We start from the raw sequence: 21,542 nt of genomic DNA, 5'->3' as shown, positions 1-21,542 counted from the left end.
GGAGTAAAGCGTCCGCGCCAAGGATGGCGCGGCTCGAGCCTACATGGATGTATTTACGGCGTCTTTACGATCTGCCTGTTCTCTCCGTCGCGGGCACTTTGTCAATAACCTCCCTTTATTGTTTCTGAGATCTAAAAAATTCTGAGATCATAAAAAATATGATCGGTGTGTTTAACCAGGCGAGCAGCGGTTAAGCTAGCCAGGCTTCAATTTGACGCTGTATACCCACTGCATCTAAACCGAGTTCAGCTCGCATTTCATCTTGCTCACCTTGTGGCACAAACAGATCGGGTAAACCAATATTGAGTACTGGGACCAACCGCCGTTTTGCCATTAATAGCTCATTCACACCGCTACCCGCTCCACCCATGATAGCGTTCTCTTCGACGGTCACTAGTACCTGATGCTTTGCTGCCATTTCCAATACCAATTCTTCATCTAGCGGTTTCACGAAACGCATATCCACCAGCGTGGCATTGAGGTTCTCTGCGACAAGCTGTGCCTGAGCAAGTAACGTACCAAAGCAAAGGATGGCAATCTTCTCACCTTCACGGCGTAGCACCCCTTTGCCGATAGGCAGCATCTCCAATGGCTCCTGTACCGCGCCGGTACCATTACCTCGTGGGTAACGTACTGCGGCAGGTCCATTATGGTGATAGCCGGTGTGCAACATCTGACGGCACTCATTCTCATCACTTGGGGCCATAATGACCATGTTTGGAATGCAGCGCATAAATGAAAGATCGAATGCACCTTGGTGGGTCTGCCCATCAGCACCGACCAAACCGCCACGGTCAATCGCAAAGAGTACGGGCAGATTTTGGATTGCGACATCATGGATCAACTGATCATAGGCGCGTTGCAGGAAAGTCGAATAGATGGCAACCACAGGTTTGTAACCACCAATAGCAAGGCCTGCGGCAAAAGTCACAGCATGTTGTTCAGCGATAGCGACATCGAAATATTGTTGCGGATATTCGCGCGAGAAACGCACCATACCGGAGCCTTCACGCATCGCCGGTGTCACTGCCATTAATTTGCTATCTTTGGCTGCGGTTTCGCATAACCATTCGCCAAAGATTTTGGAGTAAGTGGGTAGGCTGCTCTGGCTTTTAGGCAAGGTGCCGGAGGCGGGATCAAACTTAGGTACGGCATGCCAACCGATTGGATCCTTTTCTGCCGGAGCATAGCCTTTGCCCTTTTTAGTCATGATGTGCAGAAGTTGTGGACCTTTCAGGTCGCGCATATTTTTTAGCGTTTGCGTCAACGTGTGTACATCATGCCCATCAACTGGACCAATATAATTAAAACCTAACTCTTCAAACAACGTACTGGGTACTACCATCCCTTTCAGATGCTCTTCGGTCCGTTTCAGCAGATCTTTAATCGGTGGTAAGGCAGAAAATGCTTTTTTACCGCCTTCACGCAGGCTGGCATAGAGTTTTCCAGATAATAGTTGAGCCAAGTGGTTGTTCAGGCCACCTACATTTTCTGAAATAGACATTTCGTTATCATTAAGGATAACCAGCATGTCTGAGTGAATATCTCCGGCATGACTCATTGCTTCAAAAGCCATACCTGCGGTGATCGCGCCATCACCGATAACGCAAACGGTACGTCGCCCTTTACCTTCCCGCTCGGCAGCAACCGCCATACCCAGACCCGCGCTGATCGATGTAGAGGAGTGACCAACAGAAAGCACGTCGTATTCACTTTCACCACGCCACGGAAAAGGGTGTAAACCATCTTTTTGACGAATAGTAGAGATTCGCTCACGACGGCCAGTTAATATTTTATGCGGATAAGCCTGATGACCCACGTCCCATATCAAATGATCAAACGGCGTATTGTAGACGTAATGCAATGCAACAGTCAGTTCGACTACGCCTAACCCCGAAGCAAAATGCCCGCTGGATCGGCTGACACAGGTGAGCAAATACTGCCGGAGTTCATCACATAACTTCGGCAAGCTTTCTTTCGGTAGCATGCGCAGTTCTTCAGGGTTCTCCGCAAGTGCCAATGTCGGGTATTTGGCTATATCAAGACTCATTCGATGCTCATATAAAAAGTGTTTATGTAGGTGTCTAACGGCTTAACTGCCATCCCCATCATCCTTGATGTTATTGCGTTGCTCGCGGTTCTCACTGTTCAGGATTTACTCACTGTTTAGCGGTAATGGCAATAATACTGGGGCTATTTTAAATGATTACGTTTTAATTATTACGCTCAATAATGAAACGGGCCAATGCCTGTAATGAATCGGTGTTATAGGACTGCTTCGCCAATTCATCCAAGGCCTCTAGCGCTTCCTGATAAAGATCCATCGCTTTGGTTTTGGCGCAATCCAGACCAAGTAGCGCCGGATAAGTACTTTTGCCCAGTTGTTGGTCTGATCCTTGACGTTTGCCAATTGTAGCCGTGTCGCCAATGACGTCTAAAATATCGTCTTGGACCTGAAAGGCCAAACCGATGGCCTCGGCGTAACGATCGAGTGACAATAATGTGTTACAGCCAGCTTCACCGGCTGCCAGTGCGCCAAGGCGAACCGCCGCACGAATCAACGCACCGGTTTTATGACGGTGGATTTGCTCAAGGTCATCTAATAAAACAGGGCGTGTTTCCGCCTCTAGATCCAGTGCCTGACCAGCACACATCCCCGCAGCCCCACTGGCTTGAGCCAACTCGATAATCATTGATAGGCGATCTTTATCAGCGACATCGGGCATAGAGGCTTCAGCCAAAATAGAAAAGGCCAGCGTTTGCAGTGCATCACCGGCCAAAATAGCGTGGGCCTCGCCAAACTTAACGTGGCAAGTAGGCTGTCCACGGCGTAAATCATCATCATCCATGGCGGGTAAATCATCATGTATTAATGAATAGGCATGAATACATTCAATTGCCGCCGCCGGGGCGTCCAAATTGGCGAGTGACAAACCAAACATTTGCCCCGTGACATAGACCAGATAGGGGCGTAGCCGCTTCCCCCCGATTACCGCACCATAGCGCATGGCCTCGACTAGATGGCTGTTGCCAAACGGCAGGGGAGCAATGAAATCTAGCAGAGCCTGATTGACTCGCTGCTGATGAGCGGCAAGTTGTTGTTTAAAATCAGCAGGTGCATTGGTATCCGACATAAGGCTACTCAGTATCTGGGGTAAAAGGTTTTAACGGGGCGTCAACATCGTCACTCAGGAGGATTTTCACCCGTTGCTCGGCTTGCAATAGGGTTTGTTGCCCTTGACGGGCCAACTGTACACCCCGTTCAAATTCGTTTAGCGCATCTTCCAGCGGCAATTCACCAGATTCCAGGCGAGTAACAATTTGTTCCAGTTCACTAAGTGATGTTTCAAAGCTGGCGGCTTTGATTTCTGGTGAAGCGGCTTTTTTCGGCATAGTTTTCGTCGACTCAATGTTTTCTATGGAACGTAACATCAATTAACATAACGTTATGAATTAATGTAGCGTCATAAATTAATGTCACGTAATGCATTCCAGCTAATGAGGGATTTTCTGGGCATAACCCACCAGAACATCAGATCCGTCGTATTCAGACCAAAAATTTATTACCGGCTATTCTAGCGGATAATGTGGGGGAAATCGTGGCGTTTAGGCCAGGTTTTAGTACGCAGCGGCACATCATATAATGATATACTCCACGGCTTGCATATTTTCGCTAACGTTTATGGCCGTTACTTTCAATAGTAACGCTATCATTCCATCACTAGACAACTAAAAGCCGCCATGAAGTTTATCATTAAATTGTTCCCAGAAATCACCATCAAGAGTCAATCTGTGCGATTGCGCTTCATTAAGATTCTTACTACCAATATCCGCAACGTACTGAAACACCTTGAGGACGATACCCTCGCGATTGTCCGTCATTGGGATCATATTGAGCTTCGTACCAAAAATGACAATCTTGGCCCAGAGATTTGTGATGCACTGACCCGCATACCGGGTATTCACCATATCCTTGAAGTAGAAGATCGTAGCTACAGCGATATGCACAATATTTTTGAACAAACGCTCGAAGCCTACCGTGAGACACTGGTTGGTAAGACTTTCTGCGTTCGGGTAAAACGTCGTGGTAAGCATGAATTCTCTTCTGGTGATGTTGAGAGATATGTCGGTGGTGGTCTGAATCAACATATTGAAAGTGCTAAAGTCAACCTGACCCGCCCACAGGTGACGGTTAATTTGGAAGTTGATCAAGATAAACTGACTTTGGTTAAGGCTCGTCATGAAGGGCTGGGGGGCTTCCCTATTGGCACTCAGGAGGATGTTCTCTCCCTGATTTCAGGCGGTTTTGACTCAGGTGTATCGAGCTATATGCTGATGCGCCGTGGCTGTCGTGTCCATTATTGTTTCTTTAATCTCGGTGGCTCAGCCCATGAAATCGGCGTTAAGCAGGTGGCACATTATCTGTGGAATCGCTTTGGTAGCTCCCATCGAGTGCGGTTTATCGCCATTGATTTTGAACCGGTTGTTGGCGAGATCCTGGAAAAAGTCGAAGACGGCCAGATGGGCGTGGTTCTAAAGCGCATGATGGTGCGTGCAGCTTCTCAGGTTGCTGAACGCTATGGTGTCCAGGCTTTAGTTACCGGTGAGGCTCTGGGGCAGGTATCCAGCCAGACACTGACTAATCTGCGTTTAATTGATAATGCCTCGGATACCCTGATTTTGCGTCCGCTTATCTCCCACGATAAAGAGCACATCATCAATTTGGCACGGCAGATTGGTACGGAAGATTTTGCTAAAACCATGCCGGAATATTGTGGCGTTATTTCAAAAAGCCCAACGGTAAAAGCGGTTAAGGCCAAAATCGAAGAAGAGGAGTCTCACTTTGATTTCTCTGTTCTGGATCGGGTCGTGAGCGAAGCCAAAAACGTTGATATCCGTGAAATCGCACAGCAAAGCCGCGAACAAGTCGTTGAAGTTGAAACCGTTGCTGAATTGGCCGATACCGATGTGTTGCTAGATATTCGTGCGCCTGATGAACAGGAAGAGAAGCCACTGAAATTGGATCAGGTTGAAGTGCGATCACTGCCGTTCTATAAGCTCAGCTCACAATTTGCTGATCTGGATCAGAGTAAAACCTATTTGCTGTATTGTGATCGCGGTGTGATGAGCCGTTTGCAGGCACTTTATCTGCGTGAGCAGGGATATACCAACGTGAAAGTCTATCGCCCTTAGTTTTATGACGACTACTGCGCGTTGCCATTCAGGATTTGCACAGTAACCGTTACGGCGACCATTATTCACGATAGTTATAAATTCCTGGCGGCAACACTAGCTGCCAGGCAATTTCTTCTGCCTTTTCCCTGCCAAGTAATAAAAACACAATTTTTAGGGCGAAATCGATGGATGTTCCTGGCCCTTGGCTGGTGACTAAATTAACCCGTCTATCATAGACGACGCGTTGATCCATCCATTTATTTGGGGCTATTTTATCTTTTAGTGAAGGGAACCCGGTCATATTCCCTACGGGAAATAGCTGATGATGCTCAAGCACCAGTGCGGGAGCCGCACAAATTGCGGCAACCAAACGGCCCTCATTGTGGGTTTGTCTGACTGTTGCAACCAGTAACGGGCTATCGCGAAAGCACTCCGCGCCCTTAATGCCACCGGGGAGCACTATCACATCAAATTTTTGATCGGCGACATCCACTAAACGGGTATCGGCCAGCAGCCTCACTCCGCGCGAACAGATAATCTCCAGTGCACCATCACCCGCGACACTGGCGGTTGTGACATTGATGCCTGCGCGTACCAGAATATCAATAGTTGTGACTGCCTCGGTTTCCTCGCTACCAGGAGCCAGGCAAACTAGCGCCGATACGTTCATAATCATTTTCCTTACGTTTGATTAATTCATACAGCCGAGCATTTTCTGGTAATGCCATACCATGATTACGGGCGCGCCGCAGTAAATAACCGGTTATATAGTCGATTTCGGTATGCCGTTGGCTACGTAAATCCTGTAACAGTGATGAGGTATTATCGGCAGTGCTCCGGATAACATTGTTGACATAGCTGAGCAGACTTTCGGTTGAGGTGTGATATCCCTCCATCTCCATGACGCTGGCGACTTCAGCACATAAACGCTCAATCAGCTCAGGATAACGTTGTACATCACCATTGCGGCAGTTATGCAGACCGGTAAGAGGATTGATGACACAATTGACCGCCAGTTTTTGCCAACAGGCGGCTGAGATATCATTATGCCAAGCGACATCTGGCAGCGCTTGATGGAGTGTATCGGCCAGATGGCTGTCATCTATTATAACCGGTGAGGTTGGGCCAATATGGGTCATGCCACTGGCGACATGGATAATTGTATTGCCGTCCCGGCGTGCGGCATGAGTGGTAACGCCGTGCAGAAAAACATGTCCATTCTGTGGTAACTCTTCCTGTGTTCCCATACCGTTATGTAGCAGTAATATTTTACATTCTGGGTTTAGTTTTGGCAGCAAGGCTATAATCGCGCTGGAAACTTGCCAGGCTTTTAAACACACGAGTAACAGTTCACTTTGCAACAAATGCTTTGGGTCATTTGTTGTAAGATTTCGATTAAATGACTCGCCGTTTAACATGATCACATTAACTGAACAAAAGGGCTGTGGCACACGAAGCCAGCCCTGCACATCATGGCCTTGCTGATGCAACATTGAAAGCCATAACTGCCCAAGAGCTCCACAACCAAGCACAGTAATTTTCATTGGGATCCCCCTAGTATGAAAAGAAAATACACTGCTTATTTTTAAGCGTTATGCTTTGATTATAGACTTTTTTTTCACTAAACGCAGGGTCAGCGATAAACGAAACGTTAACCACAAGTATAAAGCTCTCGGTAAAAACAGAGGTATTGTGAAATAGTTAGTGGCTTAATTTTGTCTATGGGAATAAAGCGGTTATTATGCTCGCCATTTATTTTATCAGGAGTGGGGAATATGCCATCTTTCGACATTGTTTCTGAAATTGATATGCAGGAAGTGCGTAACGCCGTTGAAAACGCCACCCGTGATCTGGCGAACCGCTGGGATTTTCGTAATGTGCCAGCGAGCTTCGAATTAAATGAAAAAAACGAAAGTATCAAAGTCGTCAGCGAATCTGATTTTCAGGTAGAGCAATTGCTTGATATTTTACGTGCCCAGTTGAGTAAACGGGGTATTGAAGGTGCCGCGCTGGAAATCCCGGAAGAGATGGCTCGTAGTGGTAAAACCTACAGTGTAGATGCCAAACTTAAGCAAGGCATTGAAAGTGTTCAGGCTAAAAAGTTGGTTAAGCTGATTAAAGATAGCAAGCTGAAAGTGCAAGCACAGATTCAAGGTGAGCAAGTTCGTGTCACGGGTAAAGCGCGTGATGACTTGCAGTCGGTTATGGCACTGGTACGTGCTGCCGATCTGGGGCAACCCTTCCAGTTCAATAACTTCCGTGACTGATATTCAGCAAGTTTATAGTTAGCCAATAGGTTGCTATTGAGCTTTTAAAAAGTACAACGACTAAAGGGGCAACGGATTTTTCATGTCTTTGCCCCTTAATTTTTCACCCTATAAATCATTCTGTTTTAAGCCGTGTTGATCAACTGTTCCAACTGGTTGCGATTGGTCTGTTTAATATCGACTTTGACATAAGCGCTGTGCTCCGCCGTGACCACGACCGCCTCGGTAACACCTGGCTGGGCTTTGAGTCGCTCTTCCAAGGTTGTATTTTTTACAGCCGATTCTGATAAGGTTATACGCAGGCTGCTAACATAAGGTGGTTCTTGCATAGTGGCACTGACGGCAAACCATACCAGTGCGATAATGGCTCCAGCAGCAAATACCATATCGGCACCTTCAAGGCCAAATATCCAGCCCCCAAAACTGCCGCCAATCGCTACGCCAATAAACTGGCTGGTGGAATAAATCCCCATTGCTGTGCCTTTGTAACCTGCGGGTGATTCTTTACTGATCAGCGACGGCAAAATAGCCTCCATCACATTAAAAGCAATAAAGAATAACTGTACACCGGCAATAATTATCCATAGGTCTTGGCCAGCAAACCACAATACGACCTCAGCGATAAACAATACTGCCACACAGCCCATAAAGACCTGCTTCATACGGCGTTTTATTTCGGCATAAATAATAAACGGTACCACTGCGGCGAAAGAGATCAACATGGTTACCAGATAAACAATCCAATGTTGAGCGGGAGCTAACCCAGCATTGGCCATCATTTGAGGCAAGGCAACAAAGCTCGACATCAGTAGAACGTGCAAGCACATGATGCCGAAATTGAGTTTAAGTAATCGACTGTTGTGAAGCACTTTGCTCACGCTGCCTTTAACCATGCTCGATTCACGATTGAGGACATGGTTATCGGCTGAAGGAACCACGGCTAATGTGATAACAATGCCTAACAGCGCCAGTACTGCGATCCCCCAAAACAGAGCTTGCAGACCAAAAGCATGCGTCACGATTGGCCCCAGCACCATCGCCATAGCAAAGGTGACACCAAAACTGACACCAATAAATGCCATTGCTTTGGTACGGTTTTGCTCACGGGTTAAATCAGACAATAGCGCCATGACAGCGGCGGCGATTGCCCCGGAGCCTTGTAGTGCACGGCCAAGAATAATGCCCCAAATAGAATCACTTAATGCGGCAATAATGCTTCCTAATGCAAAAACCAACAGCCCACCGATAATCATGGGTTTACGACCGATACGATCAGAAAGCAGCCCAAAGGGGATCTGAAAAATGGCCTGAGATAAACCATAGATACCAATTGCGATACCTATCAATGCCTCACTGGCACCGGAAAGTGCCATACCATAGGTGGTAAGAACCGGTAACACCATGAACATGCCCAGCATGCGTAGTGAGAATACCGTACCTAGCCCCCAGGTAGCTCGAAGCTCTAGCGGAGTCATTTTATTATCGTTCATTGCCACCTCAAAAAAACATTCTGCGCTATTGTAGTGATGTTTATGCCAGTCGGTAAATCTATTGATGTTTAGAATGTATGACAGACGAGACTAGAGAGGAAACAGAACCACTTGTATCCGAACAATGCTAGCCCGTTTGTAATTCAGATAGCTTATTTTACAAGACGTTAATCGTAGAGGGTTGTTCGTAGGCGCATGATTGTATGAGCTAATTTTTGATGATTTATTATAGGTGACTGGTGGTCAATCGTGGATCGTAAATAGCTAACTGTAGAGACAAGTCGGTGCAAAAATAAATAACAAGATACTGACAGAAATAGGGTCGGGCACAAATACAGATCAGGGGACAAATACAGAGTGGCTAGCAAGAGCGATTCCTGCCAGCCACTTGATTTATTTCACTCTCATCATTTTCGCTGAGACTACCCAGCGTAAGTCAGGAGTACCGCTGAAGAGTGTACATTGAAATCAACTGACATCATTACGCTCAATGAAGTAATGGCAATGATTGAGAAGACAAAGAGTTTTCTCGCCCATACGCTGTCATTCGTTGCCTTGTAACCGCGCAATGCCATACCGAGCCACCAGACGCTAACGGCGGCAGCCACAACCAGATATTTATAACCAGCATAGCCACTTAATGTCAGCATCAAGGTTGCGACCATAAACGCCAAAATATAAAGGGTAATATGGTTTTTGGTGACCGATATTCCTTTTATCACCGGCAGTACCGGAATGTTAGCAGCCTGATAATCCTTAAAGCGGAAAATGGCGATGGCATAGGAATGAGGCATTTGCCACAGACTGAAGATCAGCAACAAGATCAGTGCGCCAGTGTCGAATTGCCCCGTTACAGCACAGTAACCAATAACGGGGGGAGCGGCGCCTGACAAGCTGCCAATCAAGGTGCCGTAGACTGATTTGCGTTTCATGTAGAGGCTATAAACCCCAACATAGATAACGAAACCAATAACAGCTAGCATCATTGCTAATGCATTAGCTGCCACGTAGAGCAACAGCATGCCAGCAATACCCAGTACCGATGCATAAATCAGGGATACCTTCGGATCGATAAGCCCTTTTACCAGGACACGATTCTTCGTTCTCTCCATGATTTTATCGATATCTCGGTCAATATAGTTGTTAAATACGCACCCGGAGGCAACAACTAACGAGACACCTAATAAGGTGGAGAGAAACAGGAGGTAATCAATATCGCCCTTGGAAGCGAGGAGAAAACCCCCAATGACAGAAATTAAATTACCGAAAATAATTCCTGGCTTAGTGACTTGCAGGTATTGCTTAATCATCACATGCAGCTCTTCAGTCAACCATCATATTGATGTTGAGGTTGTACATAATCCAGAGTGAGCCCACTACAACGATTGCAATAATCATAGCGGTGAACAGGAGCGCCACCAGATTCCAGCGTTCTTCAGACGAAGTATTCATATGTAAGAAGTACACTAAATGTACAACAATTTGCACAACAGCTAAACCGACCACGGTGAGCAGAGTCGTTGTATAGGAAGCAGTACCACTCATCACCATAACAAATGGAATAACTGTCAGGATCACCGACAGCACGAAGCCTATAATATAGGACTTCAAGCTACCGTGGCTGGCTCCACCGTGAGTAGTTGTTGAATGACTCATTATATGGCTCCTAACAGATAAACTACGGTGAATACACAGATCCAGACCACGTCTAGGAAGTGCCAGAACAAACTCAGACACATCAGACGGGTTCTATTGGTTGAGTTAAGACCACGTCTTGCTACTTGAATCATCATAATAATGATCCATGCGAGGCCAGCGGTTACGTGAAGACCATGGGTGCCAACCAAGGCAAAGTAGGCCGACAAGAACCCACTACGTGCCGGACCGTAACCTTCTTCAATCAGTTTATGGAATTCGTAGAGTTCCATTGCGATAAAGCCGAGACCGAACAGGAAGGTGAAGCCCAACCAGGTATTGACCTGCTTTACACTCCCTTTGTTCATGCCCAGCATTGCCACGCCGTAAGTAATACTACTGAAAAGCAGCAGGAAGGTTTCGATCAGAACAAAGTTTAAATCGAAAAGCTCCTTACCTGAAGGACCGCCAGCGGTCCCATTTACCAGCACTGCATAAGTTGCGAATAGAGTCGCAAACAAAATACAGTCGCTCATCAGGTAGACCCAGAAGCCGAATACTTTCGTCGCTCCCGCATCGTGATGCTCATGCTCTGCATGGGCTACGTTGTGGTTAGTCAGAGTTTCAGTTGACATGATTCACGCCTGCTTTGCTGATTTGTTCATGATGAAGATTTTCGATGCGCTCCACTTCAGCCACTGGCACATAGTAATCTACATCCTCGTCGAAGCTTTTCACGATCCAGGTAACGATCATGCCAACGAAGCCAATAATGGCTAGCCACCAGATATACCAGACCATAGCAAAGCCGAAAATCAAGCTGAAGCCAGCAATAATCACACCTGCACCAGTATTCTTCGGCATGTGGATTTCTTCGTATTTCGCTGGGCGCTTATAGGCTTCGCCTTTCTCTTTCATGTCCCAGAACTCATCACGGTCAACAACATTAGGAACAACGGCGAAGTTATAGAACGGCGGAGGGGAAGAAGTAGACCATTCCAGCGTACGGGCACCCCATGGGTCACCGGTCAGATCACGGTTTTGTTCGCGGTCACGGATACTGACGAATACTTGGATTACCTGACACAAGATACCGCAAGCAATCAGTGCGGCACCACCAGCGGCTACCATGAGCATCGTATGGAATTCTGGGTTGATATCTTGGCTCAGACGACGGGTCATTCCCATAAAGCCCAATACGTACAGCGGCATAAAGGCAACGAAGAAACCAATAATCCAGAACCAAAATGCACGGATTCCCCACTTTTCATTCAGCATAAAGCCGAATGATTTAGGCCACCAATACGTTAGGCCAGCGAAGCACCCGAAGACCACACCACCGATAATTACGTTATGGAAGTGCGCAATCAGGAACAGGCTGTTATGCAGAACAAAGTTTGCACCCGGTACGGCCAGCAGAACCCCGGTCATCCCGCCGATAGAGAAGGTCACGATGAAGCCAATAGTCCACAGCATCGCGGAGTTAATTTGAATACGGCCTTGGTACATAGTGAACAACCAGTTGAAGATTTTCACCCCTGTTGGGATGGAAATGATCATCGTGGCAATACCGAAGAAGGCGTTAACGTTGGCACCTGACCCCATGGTAAAGAAGTGGTGTAGCCAAACAATAAACGACAGGACGGTAATCGCGATGGTTGCCCACACTAGAGAGGTGTAACCAAACAGGCGCTTTCTTGAGAAGGTTGCGGTAACTTCGGAGAAGACCCCGAATACCGGCAACACCAAAATGTACACTTCCGGATGGCCCCAGGCCCAAATCAGGTTGATGTACATCATCATGTTGCCACCCATATCATTGGTAAAGAAATGGGTGCCAAGGTAACGATCCAGCGTCAGTAATGCGACGGTGACTGTCAGGATTGGGAAAGAAACGATAATCAAGATGTTGGTACAAAATGCAGCCCAAGTGAAGACCGGCATTTTCATCATTGACATGCCAGGTGCACGCATCTTCAGGATAGTCGCAAAGAAGTTCACACCGGTTAGCAATGTCCCCAGACCGGAGATCTGTAGGCTCCATATCCAGTAGTCAACCCCGACACCAGGACTGTATTCAATACCTGATAGTGGTGGATAAGCAAGCCAGCCAGTCTGAGCAAATTCACCGACTCCCAGAGAGATGTTAATTAACACCACCCCAACAGCAAAGAGCCAGAAGCTCAGAGAGTTTAGGAACGGGAAGGCAACGTCACGTGCACCGATTTGTAGCGGTACAACTATATTCATCAAGCCAACAACGAAAGGCATCGCCATGAAGAAAATCATGATAACGCCGTGCGCGGTGAAGATTTGATCATAGTGGTGAGGTGGCAGGAAACCTGCTTCGCCCGCAGAAGCAAGTGCTTGCTGACTACGCATCATGATGGCATCGGCAAAACCACGCAACAGCATGACCATGGCAACCAGAATGTACATGATGCCGATTTTTTTATGGTCAACCGAAGTCAGCCATTCGCTCCACAGCCATTTCCACTTGCCGAAATAAGTCAGAGCAGCGACAAGTGCCGCTCCCCCAATAATAATTGCAGCAACGGTCACCATTATGATTGGTTCGCCTAATGGAACCGCATCAAGTGTTAATTTTCCCAACATCGTTTTATTCCTCGGCTCCGGCGTGAGCAGTGTGTTCGCCCATTTCCATGCCCTGGCTCATATCCATGCCTTTTGGCATGCCATTACCATTTTTTGGCATGTTCATATCGCCCATAAACTTACCAATGATTTCTTTAAATAGCGCCGGTTTGATACTGGAGAAGTATTCCACCGGGTTATTTTCACTTGGCGTAGCCAGTTTCTCGAAATCGTTAGTTGTATTCAGGGTGTTCGGCGATTTTTTCACTTGTTCGACCCATTGGTTGAAGTCCTCCTGCGTTGGTGTTGCAATCGCAGTGAATTTCATACCAGAGAAGCCTTGGCCACTGAAACTACTGGAAATACCGTTGTATTTACCTGGTTCATTGGCAATCAGATGCAATTTAGTCTGCATCCCGGCCATCGCATAAATCTGCCCGCCTAACTGAGGGATAAAGAACGAGTTCATTACTGAGTTAGAAGTGATTTTGAAGTTCACCGGAACACCAGTAGGGAAGGCCAGTTCATTTACGGTAGCGATGCCTTGTTCTGGGTAGATAAATAACCATTTCCAGTCAAGGGAGACCACTTCGATGGTGATCGGATCTTTACCGGCCACAACGATAGGTTTGAATGGATCAAGTTCGTGGGTTGTTTTCCACGTTATCGTAGCCAAAATAGCGATGATAATGATTGGAACAGCCCAAACAACAAGCTCAATTTTGTTGGAGTGGGACCAGTTCGGGGTGTACGTTGCACTTTTGTTGGAAGCACGGAACTTCCAGGCAAAAGCAAACGCCATAAAAATAACCGGAATAACGACGATCAACATCAAACCGATAGCAGTCAGTATCAGCGTTTTTTGTTCGACTCCGATTGCGCCTTTGGGATTCATCAATACCATATTGCAACCACTTAGCATGACGGTGGCTGCAAATAAAGACAATATTCCCATATTTTTAATGTATTTCTTAAGTCTCATCTAACGACCTCAATTACAAAATGGCTCTATTGTCGTTTCATGTGTGCGGGCATTTTACGGGAAGGTTGCAGGACTGTAAACATGCTTAATATTCTGTCAGCGCCTTGTTGACACTTTATGTTAAGGGGGTCACAGATGTTACCTTATTTGGCAATTTTCCAGTAGCAATAATATATTGGCGATGCTCTATGGTTAGAAAATCATGAATGTTAAGGAAAAACAACGTTCATTGGCATTTTTGTGTGAGGGAAATAGTGATGTTTAATTGGGATGTGAGCTTATTTTATGTAAAAAATATGTGATATAAAGGTAAATTAAAATATATTCCAAGGTATCCTAAATAGGTACCTTGGAATCATTTAGTTATAGTTAGAAATTATATTTAATTGAGTAAACGATACCATCTTGTAAAAAGTCTTCGCCTAATTTTTTATAGGCATAACGGTATTGAATACCTGTAGTGAGTTGCTTAACCGGTGTCCACCACAATGCGATAGCGCCGTTGATACCATTTTTCCCGCCATTGCCTGCTGCATAGGCTTCTGCACGGTTAAATTCCAGTTCATTCCAGTTAGTGATGCTGAATTTTTCATCGAAAGCAGTGAAGTCATAGCCAGCAACCCAACCAACCACATAGCCGTTGTTACCTGAATAGTAAGTTTGATCAACATAGTGCAGGGCAACAAAAGGTTTTAGCCACAGAGAATCGAAAGCAGCGTTATAGCCAACCCCATACAGTGTATTCACTTCATGGAAGTTTCTGTTATCCCCTGGCAGAGAATATGTACCGTAAACATGGCCATAAAGGTTAAAACCGCTGTCACCCAGATAATAGCGGCCAGTTGTTTTAAAGGTATAGCGTTGATTATCACCTGGTTGGGCTGTTTTTGAATTGAAGGGGTTTTCTAAATCGAAGAAACCATAAATCTCACCCCAACTGAAGCCTGCCCCACCTTCTAACTCAATATAGGCGAAGTCATCTTTATGCGAAGAATCGCCTGATTTATGCGTCGTGCTTCTGGTCCAGTCAAGGTAGTTCAAGCTGACATTACCGAATCCCCACTGGTATTCAGCTTGGACGGATGGCGTCAAAGTCACTGTTGCCAGTGCTGCAGCGCCGATAAGAATTTTACGCATAAATGCCTCTGTGTAGATAAAAAATATTAAGGAAAAGCGAAGGGACTGAGCCCTTAGCAAAAAGTGTGCTCATCATAATCTCGGAGCACGAAAGGATAAATAGTTTAAGGTGATGCGTATCTCGTTTTTTTTAAAAAAACATGCAACAAGAATTTAAGGGTGTGATTTGTGTCAATGAATTGAGGGTGAGGTATCCGTGGGGTTTATTTGTTAGGCTTGTTTTTCTGATAAAAACAAAAAAGCCAGTGCAAGCACCGGCTCAGACTGCTGACAAACCCCGATGACTCAATCTTGAACGGTGAGGATAGGCAGAGGAGTAAAGCGTCCGCGCCAGGGAGGGCGCGGCTCGAGCCCCCAGGGAAGGCTATTTTTATACAGGGAAGCCGGCGTCTTTACGATCTGCCTGTTCTCTCCGTTGCAGGCACTTTGTCAATAACCTCAGCCAGTGCAAGCACCGGCTTTATGTGACTGAAGTGATTTACTAGGCTAGTTTTTGCCGTCTGAGCGCTAAATAATCCAGTAGCCCCCCGAGAGTCATCCCGACGATGCTGAACTGAATTCCCCTTAAGAATAAGGTATCGGCCACTTGTGGTATGGAGGTCCAATCCAGTGCGTTACATATCAACAAAATTAGCCACATAGACAGCAACAGGCAGCCAATAACGAGCAAGCGTAGTGCCCAACGATAAGCCGTTTTAAATGCGGTCCGGGGCATGAATTCATCGGTTTTCTGAGTATGATCCAGCGTTTGACGGCAGATATACAGTAGCAATAGCCCTGGAATAGCGGCGGCGATAGAGAATAAATAGAAAAGTGGCCAGCCATGGGCCTCGACAAACCAACCAGCAATCGGGCCAACATAAACTCGGCCTACAGCAGAGAGGGCTGATAATAGGGCAAACTGTGTGGCGGAGAAGGACTTGTTACAGAGTGTCATGAGTAATGCGACAAAGGCTGCGGTTCCCATCCCACCACACAAGTTCTCCAAAAATATGGCACTGCCCATGGATAATATATTTTTATCAGTGATGGCTAGTAGCCAATAGCCCATGTTGGAAACCGCTTGTAAAATACCGAAGATCATTAAGGCTCGGAATAAGCTCAGTCGCTGCATTAATAGACCGCCATATAGAGCGCCAATAATAGTGGCGATCAGCCCCAGCGTTTTATTCACCAACCCCACTTCACCGGCATCAAACCCGACGCCGCGTATAAGAAAAGTCGTACTCAGGCTTGCAGCAAACGCATCCCCCATTTTGTAAAACACAATAAGCAGCAAGATCAGCCAAGCATTATTACGACCGAAAAAATCACGTAATGGAGCGACAATGGCCTGTTCCAGTGTTTTGGGTGGGGCAATTCGAATATCGGGTTCAGGGGCGAGCAAGGTAGCGAACACCCCAATCAACATCAATCCGGCCATTAGCCAATAAGTTGATTGCCAGCCGAGATAGCGATCTGCTATCCACAACGCTAACCCACCGGAAACCAGCATTGCCAAGCGGTAGCCTAATACCGATACTGCCGCACCAGTACCGCGTTCTTCAGTGGTAAGCAAGTCAGTTTTATAAGCATCAAAAACGATATCTTGAGAAGCTGAACAAAATGCGACTAATACCGCGACCGCTGCCAGCCACCATAAATGTTTGGCAGGCTCCATAAAGCCCATCGCGATAATGGCAATAATGAGTAATAACTGGCTTATCAGCAACCAACCGCGCCGACGCCCTAAAAAGGACGGCGTGTAGCGGTCCATCAGCGGGGACCAAAGAAACTTAAAAACATAGGCTTGGCCAACCAGCGAGAAAATACCAATTGTCTTAAGATTGACATTTTCAACGGTCATCCATGCTTGTAGTGTGCCACTGGTAAGCGCTAAAGGAAGGCCAGAGGCAAAGCCCAATAACAGAAGAATAATAGAGTTACGTTGGGTAAAAAGGTTTGAATAGCGATTGGGCATAAGAAATCTACCTGCTCTGCCGCAAGGTGTGGGGCAGAGCATTCTGTTAAGCAACTATAATTCTGTTAAGTAACTATAATTGTGTTAGGCAAAAAAGGTTAAGCAAACATCAAATTAGCGTGCATTTTGTTTGATAAAGCTACTGACGCTAGTGTCTTGCGCCATATCGGCAATAACGTCACTTAACACGGTATTTACAGCATCGGTGATTTTTTCGTTAGTTGCCGTAAACGCTCCCTGAACATTGTAGGTCGCGCGGTAGTTTTTTACCTGCTTGTTGCCATTTTTCGCCGTTGCCGTGATTGAGATATCGGCTTTGGTGGTGATGTTGTAGCGCAAGTTACCTTCCTGCACATCGGCATACAGTTGGTTAACTACAATTTGTAGGTCAACCGCACCATCAGCACCAATCATATAACCGCGGGCCGTCATTTGTTTTTCGAGAACTTCCTGTAACAGGAAGCGCAAATCACGTGATGGTGTTAGCACCACTAATTGCCCATCGCGATTAACTTTAGCCAGCGCGGAGTCCTGACGCTGATCTGCGCCATTGATACTGATAGTTACACCCATCAGTGTTGGATCTTGTGTTGGCAATACCACTTTTGGCGTGACATTCAGCGTGTTACTTGTGGTAGCACAACCGGCCAATATAAAAACAGCCAACAGCGGGAAAAGAATTTTCTTTAGCATGTTCACTTTCTCGATAGTTATGGAATTCTTTAATAATCAGAGCAGGATAGCTGCCATCTTATTTTGCGAATTTGCAGTTGCCCCATCATAACACTGCCATTGGCTGGGGGAAGAACCTGATGAACAGAAATTCATCTAAAAGCCGATTTCCCCCTAGACACCTCTATTTTTACTTAAGACACTGACAAGTGACCTTTTTATCTGATTAGCAGATTAGCGTCATACGCCATACAGACAAAAGAGATTTATCCAGGATATTTTGTATCTAAAATGTTATAAAGCAGCAGGAATCGACTAATATTGCAAGAGAGTAGGCAGTTTTCTGTCTCGGCAGTAAGGAGAGCAACATGATTTTGATTCGGGAACAAATTGAAGAAAAACTAAAAGCGGCATTCGTACCGGATCATTTGGAGGTGATTAATGAAAGCTATCGCCACAATGTACCTGCCGGCTCTGAAAGTCATTTTAAAATTGTGATCGTGAGCGATAAGTTCCAAGATCAGCGTTTTCTGAGCCGCCATCGTTCTATTTATAGTGTGCTGGCTGATGAGCTAGCTGGCAGTGTTCACGCGCTGGCGTTACATACTTATACACGGAAAGAGTGGGCAGGATTACAAGATACCGTGCCAGCATCTCCCTCTTGTCGTGGTGCCAATACGCTGGCTTAATCCATAAACAGGCTTAATAGCAGTAGTCATTCTGGCCTGATTTAGGGTATTAGTAGATGAGAATTTTACAAACGGCTCTAGGGCCGTTTGTGTTTCTGTACGGGCGACATCTTCATTTAATAGTTGCGCCATAGGAGTTTTTGCCGAGGGAACGACTCATGCGTGAATTTTACCGCGACAACATTCGCTTGCTTTCCTCGACTCATAACCTATGCGCCGCTATAATGTCGCGTCTTATTTTTCCGGAATGGTTTCGGGACGCTTCTGACATCTGGGATACTCGGTTCTGTAATGCGGCCGTCCCGGTTCTTGGAGGGTGTTTTCAGAGTTCGCATCATTCCTGAAAAGGTAATGGTGCTGCTTCGTTTGCAGCTTCTGGAGTTGACCGAGCACTGTGATTTTTTTGAGGTAACAAGATGCAAGTTTCTGTTGAAACCACTCAAGGCCTTGGCCGCCGTGTAACAATTACTGTTGCTGCTGACAGCATTGAGAAAGCAGTAAAAAGTGAATTAATTAAAGCCGCTAAAAATGTTCGTATCGACGGTTTCCGCAAAGGCCATGTGCCGATGAATATCGTTGAACAGCGTTACGGCTCGTCAGTACGTCAAGATGTACTGGGTGATCTGATGCAACGTAATTTCGTTGATGCGATCATCAAAGAAAAAATCAATCCAGCTGGCGCGCCAAACTACGTGCCAGGTGAGTACAAGCAGGGTGAAGATTTTACTTATTCTGTTGAGTTTGAAGTGTATCCAGAAGTGGAACTGAAAGATCTGGAAAGCATTGAAGTTGAGAAGCCAGTTGTTGAAGTTAACGACGCTGACGTTGATACCATGCTGGAAACACTGCGTAAGCAACAAGCTACCTGGAAAGAAACCGACGCTGCAGCAACGGCTGAAGATCGCGCGACTCTGGATTTCACTGGCTCTATCGATGGTGAAGAGTTTGAAGGCGGCAAAGCGACTGATTTCGTGCTGGCAATGGGGCAGGGCCGTATGATCCCTGGTTTCGAAGACGGTGTTATCGGCCACAAGGCCGGTGAAGAATTCACTATCGACGTAAACTTCCCAGAAGATTACCACGCAGAAAACCTGAAAGGTAAATCAGCTAAATTCGCCATCGTGTTGAAGAAAGTTGAAGTCCGCGAGCTGCCAGAACTGACTGAAGAATTTATCAAACGTTTTGGTGTTGCTGATGGTTCATTGGCAGGTTTGCGTGCTGAAGTGCGTAAAAATATGGAGCGTGAGCTGAAAGGCGCGGTACGTAACCGTGTTAAAACTCAGGCAATCGACGGCTTGGTCAGCGCTAATAATATCGACGTTCCAACTGCACTGGTTGACGGCGAAATTGATGTTCTGCGTCGTCAGGCTGCACAGCGTTTCGGTGGCAACGAGAAACAAGCTGCTGAACTGCCACGCGAACTGTTCGAAGAACAAGCTAAGCGCCGTGTTGTTGTTGGTCTGTTGTTGGGCGAAGTGATCAGCCAGCATGAGCTGACAGCGGATGAAGATCGTGTTAAAGCTCTGATCGAAGAAATGGCATCTGCTTACGAAGATCCACAAGAAGTGATTGAGTTCTACAGCAAGAATAAAGAGCTGATGAATAATATGCGTAATGTTGCTCTGGAAGAGCAAGCAGTGGAAACGCTGCTGGCTAAAGCCAAAGTCACTGAAAAACCAACGACTTTCAGTGAGCTGATGAATCAGACCACTGCAGCGTAATGTTTTTCAGCGCATGATGCTGGATGGGACCCATTCAGTATTTTGATTGATTAAGCCCGTCGCCATTATTGGTCACGGGCTTTTTCTTTTGGTAACAATAATCACTTAATAGTATGATTCATCTGACATGTTTCGTTGTAATCTGCGCTATATTTAAAAAGTAGAATGAAGCACTTAGCAACTAAATAATTAATTGGGTGTCGAGATTACAGTAGGGATAAGAATTGGTCGTTAGATAAAAGGTATTCGTGGGGCTTGAAAATACGTATTTATCCCCAATTAAGCTAACAGACGTTCATATAAGATGTTGATGAAATACTGGCTGATTACCATTGTCGAATGAGTCTGGGAGGCCAGGCGTTTTGTATGCGACCTTGTTGCATGAACATAGTCATCATTACTTATCTCAAGTAGAATCGGTTATGAATGGCGCCAAAGTAAATTCTATTAGGAGACGGTAATGTCATACAGTGGCGAACGAGATCAATTTGCACCTAACATGGCTCTGGTGCCAATGGTAGTTGAGCAGACTTCACGTGGGGAGCGTTCTTACGATATCTTCTCCCGTCTGTTGAAAGAACGCATTATCTTCCTGACGGGTCAGGTTGAAGACCATATGGCTAACCTAATCACAGCACAGATGCTGTTTTTGGAAGCCGAGAATCCAGAAAAAGATATTTTTCTGTATATTAACTCACCAGGTGGGGTGATTACTGCCGGGATGTCAATTTATGACACCATGCAATTCATTAAGCCTGATGTCAGCACTATCTGTATGGGGCAAGCATGTTCAATGGGGGCATTCCTGTTGACTGCGGGCGCCAAAGGTAAACGTTTCTGCTTGCCGAATTCACGGGTGATGATTCACCAACCGTTGGGCGGTTTCCAGGGGCAGGCCACAGACATTGAAATCCATGCCAAAGAGATTTTAAAAGTAAAATCGCGCATGAATGAACTGATGGCATATCACACGGGGAAATCTCTCGAAGAAATCGAGAGAGACACAGAGCGTGACCGTTTCTTGTCAGCAGAACAGTCTGTAGAATATGGGTTAGTTGATTCCGTATTCACCCGTCGTGACTAACGAATTATTTCTGCGAGCCGATATACTATAGTGTATGTAAATAGAACAAATTATGGGATCGAGTAGATGCAATCGCGTGTTGTTCGAACACTCCCTGATATATCGGCTATCCGTTGAGTGTTAACGTGATGTCCA

19 protein-coding genes and 1 pseudogene are annotated in these 21,542 nt (G+C 46.1%); 6 read left to right on the top strand and 14 right to left on the bottom strand.

Annotation, left to right across the window (positions count from 1 at the left end; translation table 11 throughout):
• Nucleotides 1-43: 43 nt before the first annotated feature.
• Nucleotides 44-112, top strand: a pseudogene (locus AC971_RS25060) (gluconate 5-dehydrogenase); the annotation flags it as partial.
• A gap of 78 nt (nt 113-190) precedes the next feature.
• Here AC971_RS25060 and dxs read toward each other — a convergent pair.
• The 3 genes from dxs to xseB form a co-directional block, all read right to left on the bottom strand.
• Nucleotides 191-2,050, bottom strand: coding sequence for a 1-deoxy-D-xylulose-5-phosphate synthase (gene dxs, locus AC971_RS06680; RefSeq protein ID WP_025382820.1), 1,860 nt, complete (start codon nt 2,048-2,050; stop codon nt 191-193).
• 163 nt (nt 2,051-2,213) lie between these two features.
• On the bottom strand, nt 2,214-3,134 hold the full coding sequence (gene ispA / locus AC971_RS06675) for a (2E,6E)-farnesyl diphosphate synthase (protein ID WP_025382821.1): 921 nt from the start codon (nt 3,132-3,134) through the stop codon (nt 2,214-2,216).
• A gap of 4 nt (nt 3,135-3,138) precedes the next feature.
• Complete coding sequence (xseB, locus tag AC971_RS06670; RefSeq protein ID WP_025382822.1) at nt 3,139-3,393, bottom strand: exodeoxyribonuclease VII small subunit; 255 nt, start codon at nt 3,391-3,393, stop codon at nt 3,139-3,141.
• A gap of 348 nt (nt 3,394-3,741) precedes the next feature.
• Between xseB and thiI the strand changes: the two genes are divergently transcribed.
• The gene (gene thiI, locus AC971_RS06665) at nt 3,742-5,193 is read left to right on the top strand and encodes a tRNA uracil 4-sulfurtransferase ThiI (RefSeq protein WP_025382823.1); all 1,452 of its coding nucleotides are present in this window, start codon (nt 3,742-3,744) and stop codon (nt 5,191-5,193) included.
• A 61-nt stretch (nt 5,194-5,254) separates the two neighbouring features.
• Here the strand turns inward: thiI and yajL are convergent, their stop codons facing one another.
• Nucleotides 5,255-5,845, bottom strand: a complete 591-nt coding sequence (gene yajL, locus AC971_RS06660) for a protein deglycase YajL (RefSeq protein ID WP_025382824.1) — start codon at nt 5,843-5,845, stop codon at nt 5,255-5,257.
• Nucleotides 5,808-6,719 (bottom strand): 2-dehydropantoate 2-reductase, encoded by a 912-nt coding sequence (gene panE, locus AC971_RS06655; RefSeq protein WP_025382825.1) that lies wholly within the window; start codon nt 6,717-6,719, stop codon nt 5,808-5,810. Before panE ends, yajL begins: the two co-directional genes overlap by 38 nt.
• A gap of 231 nt (nt 6,720-6,950) precedes the next feature.
• Here panE and AC971_RS06650 point away from each other — a divergent pair, with 231 nt between their 5' ends.
• Nucleotides 6,951-7,442 (top strand): YajQ family cyclic di-GMP-binding protein, encoded by a 492-nt coding sequence (locus AC971_RS06650; protein ID WP_025382826.1) that lies wholly within the window; start codon nt 6,951-6,953, stop codon nt 7,440-7,442.
• A 125-nt stretch (nt 7,443-7,567) separates the two neighbouring features.
• Here AC971_RS06650 and AC971_RS06645 read toward each other — a convergent pair whose 3' ends face one another.
• From AC971_RS06645 to AC971_RS06605, 9 genes are all read right to left on the bottom strand, one after another.
• Nucleotides 7,568-8,932 (bottom strand): MFS transporter, encoded by a 1,365-nt coding sequence (locus AC971_RS06645; RefSeq protein WP_025382827.1) that lies wholly within the window; start codon nt 8,930-8,932, stop codon nt 7,568-7,570.
• Nucleotides 8,933-9,354: 422 nt separating this feature from the next.
• The gene (gene cyoE, locus AC971_RS06640) at nt 9,355-10,242 is read right to left on the bottom strand and encodes a heme o synthase (protein WP_025382828.1); all 888 of its coding nucleotides are present in this window, start codon (nt 10,240-10,242) and stop codon (nt 9,355-9,357) included.
• Between the two features lie 13 nt (nt 10,243-10,255).
• The gene (locus AC971_RS06635) at nt 10,256-10,588 is read right to left on the bottom strand and encodes a cytochrome o ubiquinol oxidase subunit IV (protein ID WP_002208652.1); all 333 of its coding nucleotides are present in this window, start codon (nt 10,586-10,588) and stop codon (nt 10,256-10,258) included.
• On the bottom strand, nt 10,588-11,202 hold the full coding sequence (locus AC971_RS06630) for a cytochrome o ubiquinol oxidase subunit III (protein ID WP_025382829.1): 615 nt from the start codon (nt 11,200-11,202) through the stop codon (nt 10,588-10,590). The genes AC971_RS06635 and AC971_RS06630 overlap by 1 nt, the downstream gene beginning before the upstream one ends.
• Nucleotides 11,192-13,183 carry a cytochrome o ubiquinol oxidase subunit I gene (gene cyoB, locus AC971_RS06625; RefSeq protein WP_025382830.1) on the bottom strand — a complete coding sequence of 664 codons (1,992 nt, stop codon included), beginning with the start codon at nt 13,181-13,183 and terminating at the stop codon, nt 11,192-11,194. Before cyoB ends, AC971_RS06630 begins: the two co-directional genes overlap by 11 nt.
• A gap of 4 nt (nt 13,184-13,187) precedes the next feature.
• On the bottom strand, nt 13,188-14,144 hold the full coding sequence (gene cyoA, locus AC971_RS06620) for a cytochrome o ubiquinol oxidase subunit II (RefSeq protein ID WP_025382831.1): 957 nt from the start codon (nt 14,142-14,144) through the stop codon (nt 13,188-13,190).
• Between the two features lie 369 nt (nt 14,145-14,513).
• Nucleotides 14,514-15,281, bottom strand: a complete 768-nt coding sequence (locus AC971_RS06615; protein WP_025382832.1) for a nucleoside-specific channel-forming Tsx family protein — start codon at nt 15,279-15,281, stop codon at nt 14,514-14,516.
• A 481-nt stretch (nt 15,282-15,762) separates the two neighbouring features.
• Nucleotides 15,763-17,241, bottom strand: coding sequence for a muropeptide MFS transporter AmpG (gene ampG, locus AC971_RS06610; protein WP_025382833.1), 1,479 nt, complete (start codon nt 17,239-17,241; stop codon nt 15,763-15,765).
• A gap of 114 nt (nt 17,242-17,355) precedes the next feature.
• Complete coding sequence (locus AC971_RS06605) at nt 17,356-17,934, bottom strand: lipoprotein (protein WP_025382834.1); 579 nt, start codon at nt 17,932-17,934, stop codon at nt 17,356-17,358.
• 347 nt (nt 17,935-18,281) lie between these two features.
• On the opposite strand from AC971_RS06605, the gene bolA reads away from it, so the two are divergent.
• From bolA to clpP, 3 genes are all read left to right on the top strand, one after another.
• Nucleotides 18,282-18,602: a transcriptional regulator BolA gene (gene bolA / locus AC971_RS06600; RefSeq protein ID WP_002208644.1), complete on the top strand. Its 321-nt coding sequence runs from the start codon at nt 18,282-18,284 to the stop codon at nt 18,600-18,602.
• A gap of 416 nt (nt 18,603-19,018) precedes the next feature.
• Nucleotides 19,019-20,323 carry a trigger factor gene (gene tig / locus AC971_RS06595; RefSeq protein WP_025382835.1) on the top strand — a complete coding sequence of 435 codons (1,305 nt, stop codon included), beginning with the start codon at nt 19,019-19,021 and terminating at the stop codon, nt 20,321-20,323.
• 460 nt (nt 20,324-20,783) lie between these two features.
• A complete protein-coding gene (clpP, locus tag AC971_RS06590) occupies nt 20,784-21,407 on the top strand; it encodes an ATP-dependent Clp endopeptidase proteolytic subunit ClpP (RefSeq protein ID WP_002208642.1) in 624 nt (207 codons plus the stop codon).
• Nucleotides 21,408-21,542: the final 135 nt, after the last annotated feature.

The sequence above is a fragment of the Yersinia similis genome (assembly GCF_001053095.1).
In the GTDB taxonomy this organism is placed as follows: domain Bacteria; phylum Pseudomonadota; class Gammaproteobacteria; order Enterobacterales; family Enterobacteriaceae; genus Yersinia; species Yersinia similis.
This window is presented reverse-complemented; position numbering and strand designations above follow the sequence as displayed.

Coding starts and splice junctions, on each gene's coding strand:
- tig (WP_025382835.1), top strand. CDS start 19,019: ATGCAAGTTTCTGTTGAAACCACTCAAGGCCTTGGCCGCCGTGTAACA.
- xseB (WP_025382822.1), bottom strand. CDS start 3,393: ATGCCGAAAAAAGCCGCTTCACCAGAAATCAAAGCCGCCAGCTTTGAA.
- cyoE (WP_025382828.1), bottom strand. CDS start 10,242: ATGATTAAGCAATACCTGCAAGTCACTAAGCCAGGAATTATTTTCGGT.
- AC971_RS06605 (WP_025382834.1), bottom strand. CDS start 17,934: ATGCTAAAGAAAATTCTTTTCCCGCTGTTGGCTGTTTTTATATTGGCC.
- AC971_RS06630 (WP_025382829.1), bottom strand. CDS start 11,202: ATGTCAACTGAAACTCTGACTAACCACAACGTAGCCCATGCAGAGCAT.
- AC971_RS06650 (WP_025382826.1), top strand. CDS start 6,951: ATGCCATCTTTCGACATTGTTTCTGAAATTGATATGCAGGAAGTGCGT.
- cyoB (WP_025382830.1), bottom strand. CDS start 13,183: ATGTTGGGAAAATTAACACTTGATGCGGTTCCATTAGGCGAACCAATC.
- cyoA (WP_025382831.1), bottom strand. CDS start 14,144: ATGAGACTTAAGAAATACATTAAAAATATGGGAATATTGTCTTTATTT.
- yajL (WP_025382824.1), bottom strand. CDS start 5,845: ATGAACGTATCGGCGCTAGTTTGCCTGGCTCCTGGTAGCGAGGAAACC.
- AC971_RS06635 (WP_002208652.1), bottom strand. CDS start 10,588: ATGAGTCATTCAACAACTACTCACGGTGGAGCCAGCCACGGTAGCTTG.
- ispA (WP_025382821.1), bottom strand. CDS start 3,134: ATGTCGGATACCAATGCACCTGCTGATTTTAAACAACAACTTGCCGCT.
- ampG (WP_025382833.1), bottom strand. CDS start 17,241: ATGCCCAATCGCTATTCAAACCTTTTTACCCAACGTAACTCTATTATT.
- dxs (WP_025382820.1), bottom strand. CDS start 2,050: ATGAGTCTTGATATAGCCAAATACCCGACATTGGCACTTGCGGAGAAC.
- thiI (WP_025382823.1), top strand. CDS start 3,742: ATGAAGTTTATCATTAAATTGTTCCCAGAAATCACCATCAAGAGTCAA.
- panE (WP_025382825.1), bottom strand. CDS start 6,719: ATGAAAATTACTGTGCTTGGTTGTGGAGCTCTTGGGCAGTTATGGCTT.
- clpP (WP_002208642.1), top strand. CDS start 20,784: ATGTCATACAGTGGCGAACGAGATCAATTTGCACCTAACATGGCTCTG.
- AC971_RS06645 (WP_025382827.1), bottom strand. CDS start 8,932: ATGAACGATAATAAAATGACTCCGCTAGAGCTTCGAGCTACCTGGGGG.
- AC971_RS06615 (WP_025382832.1), bottom strand. CDS start 15,281: ATGCGTAAAATTCTTATCGGCGCTGCAGCACTGGCAACAGTGACTTTG.
- bolA (WP_002208644.1), top strand. CDS start 18,282: ATGATTTTGATTCGGGAACAAATTGAAGAAAAACTAAAAGCGGCATTC.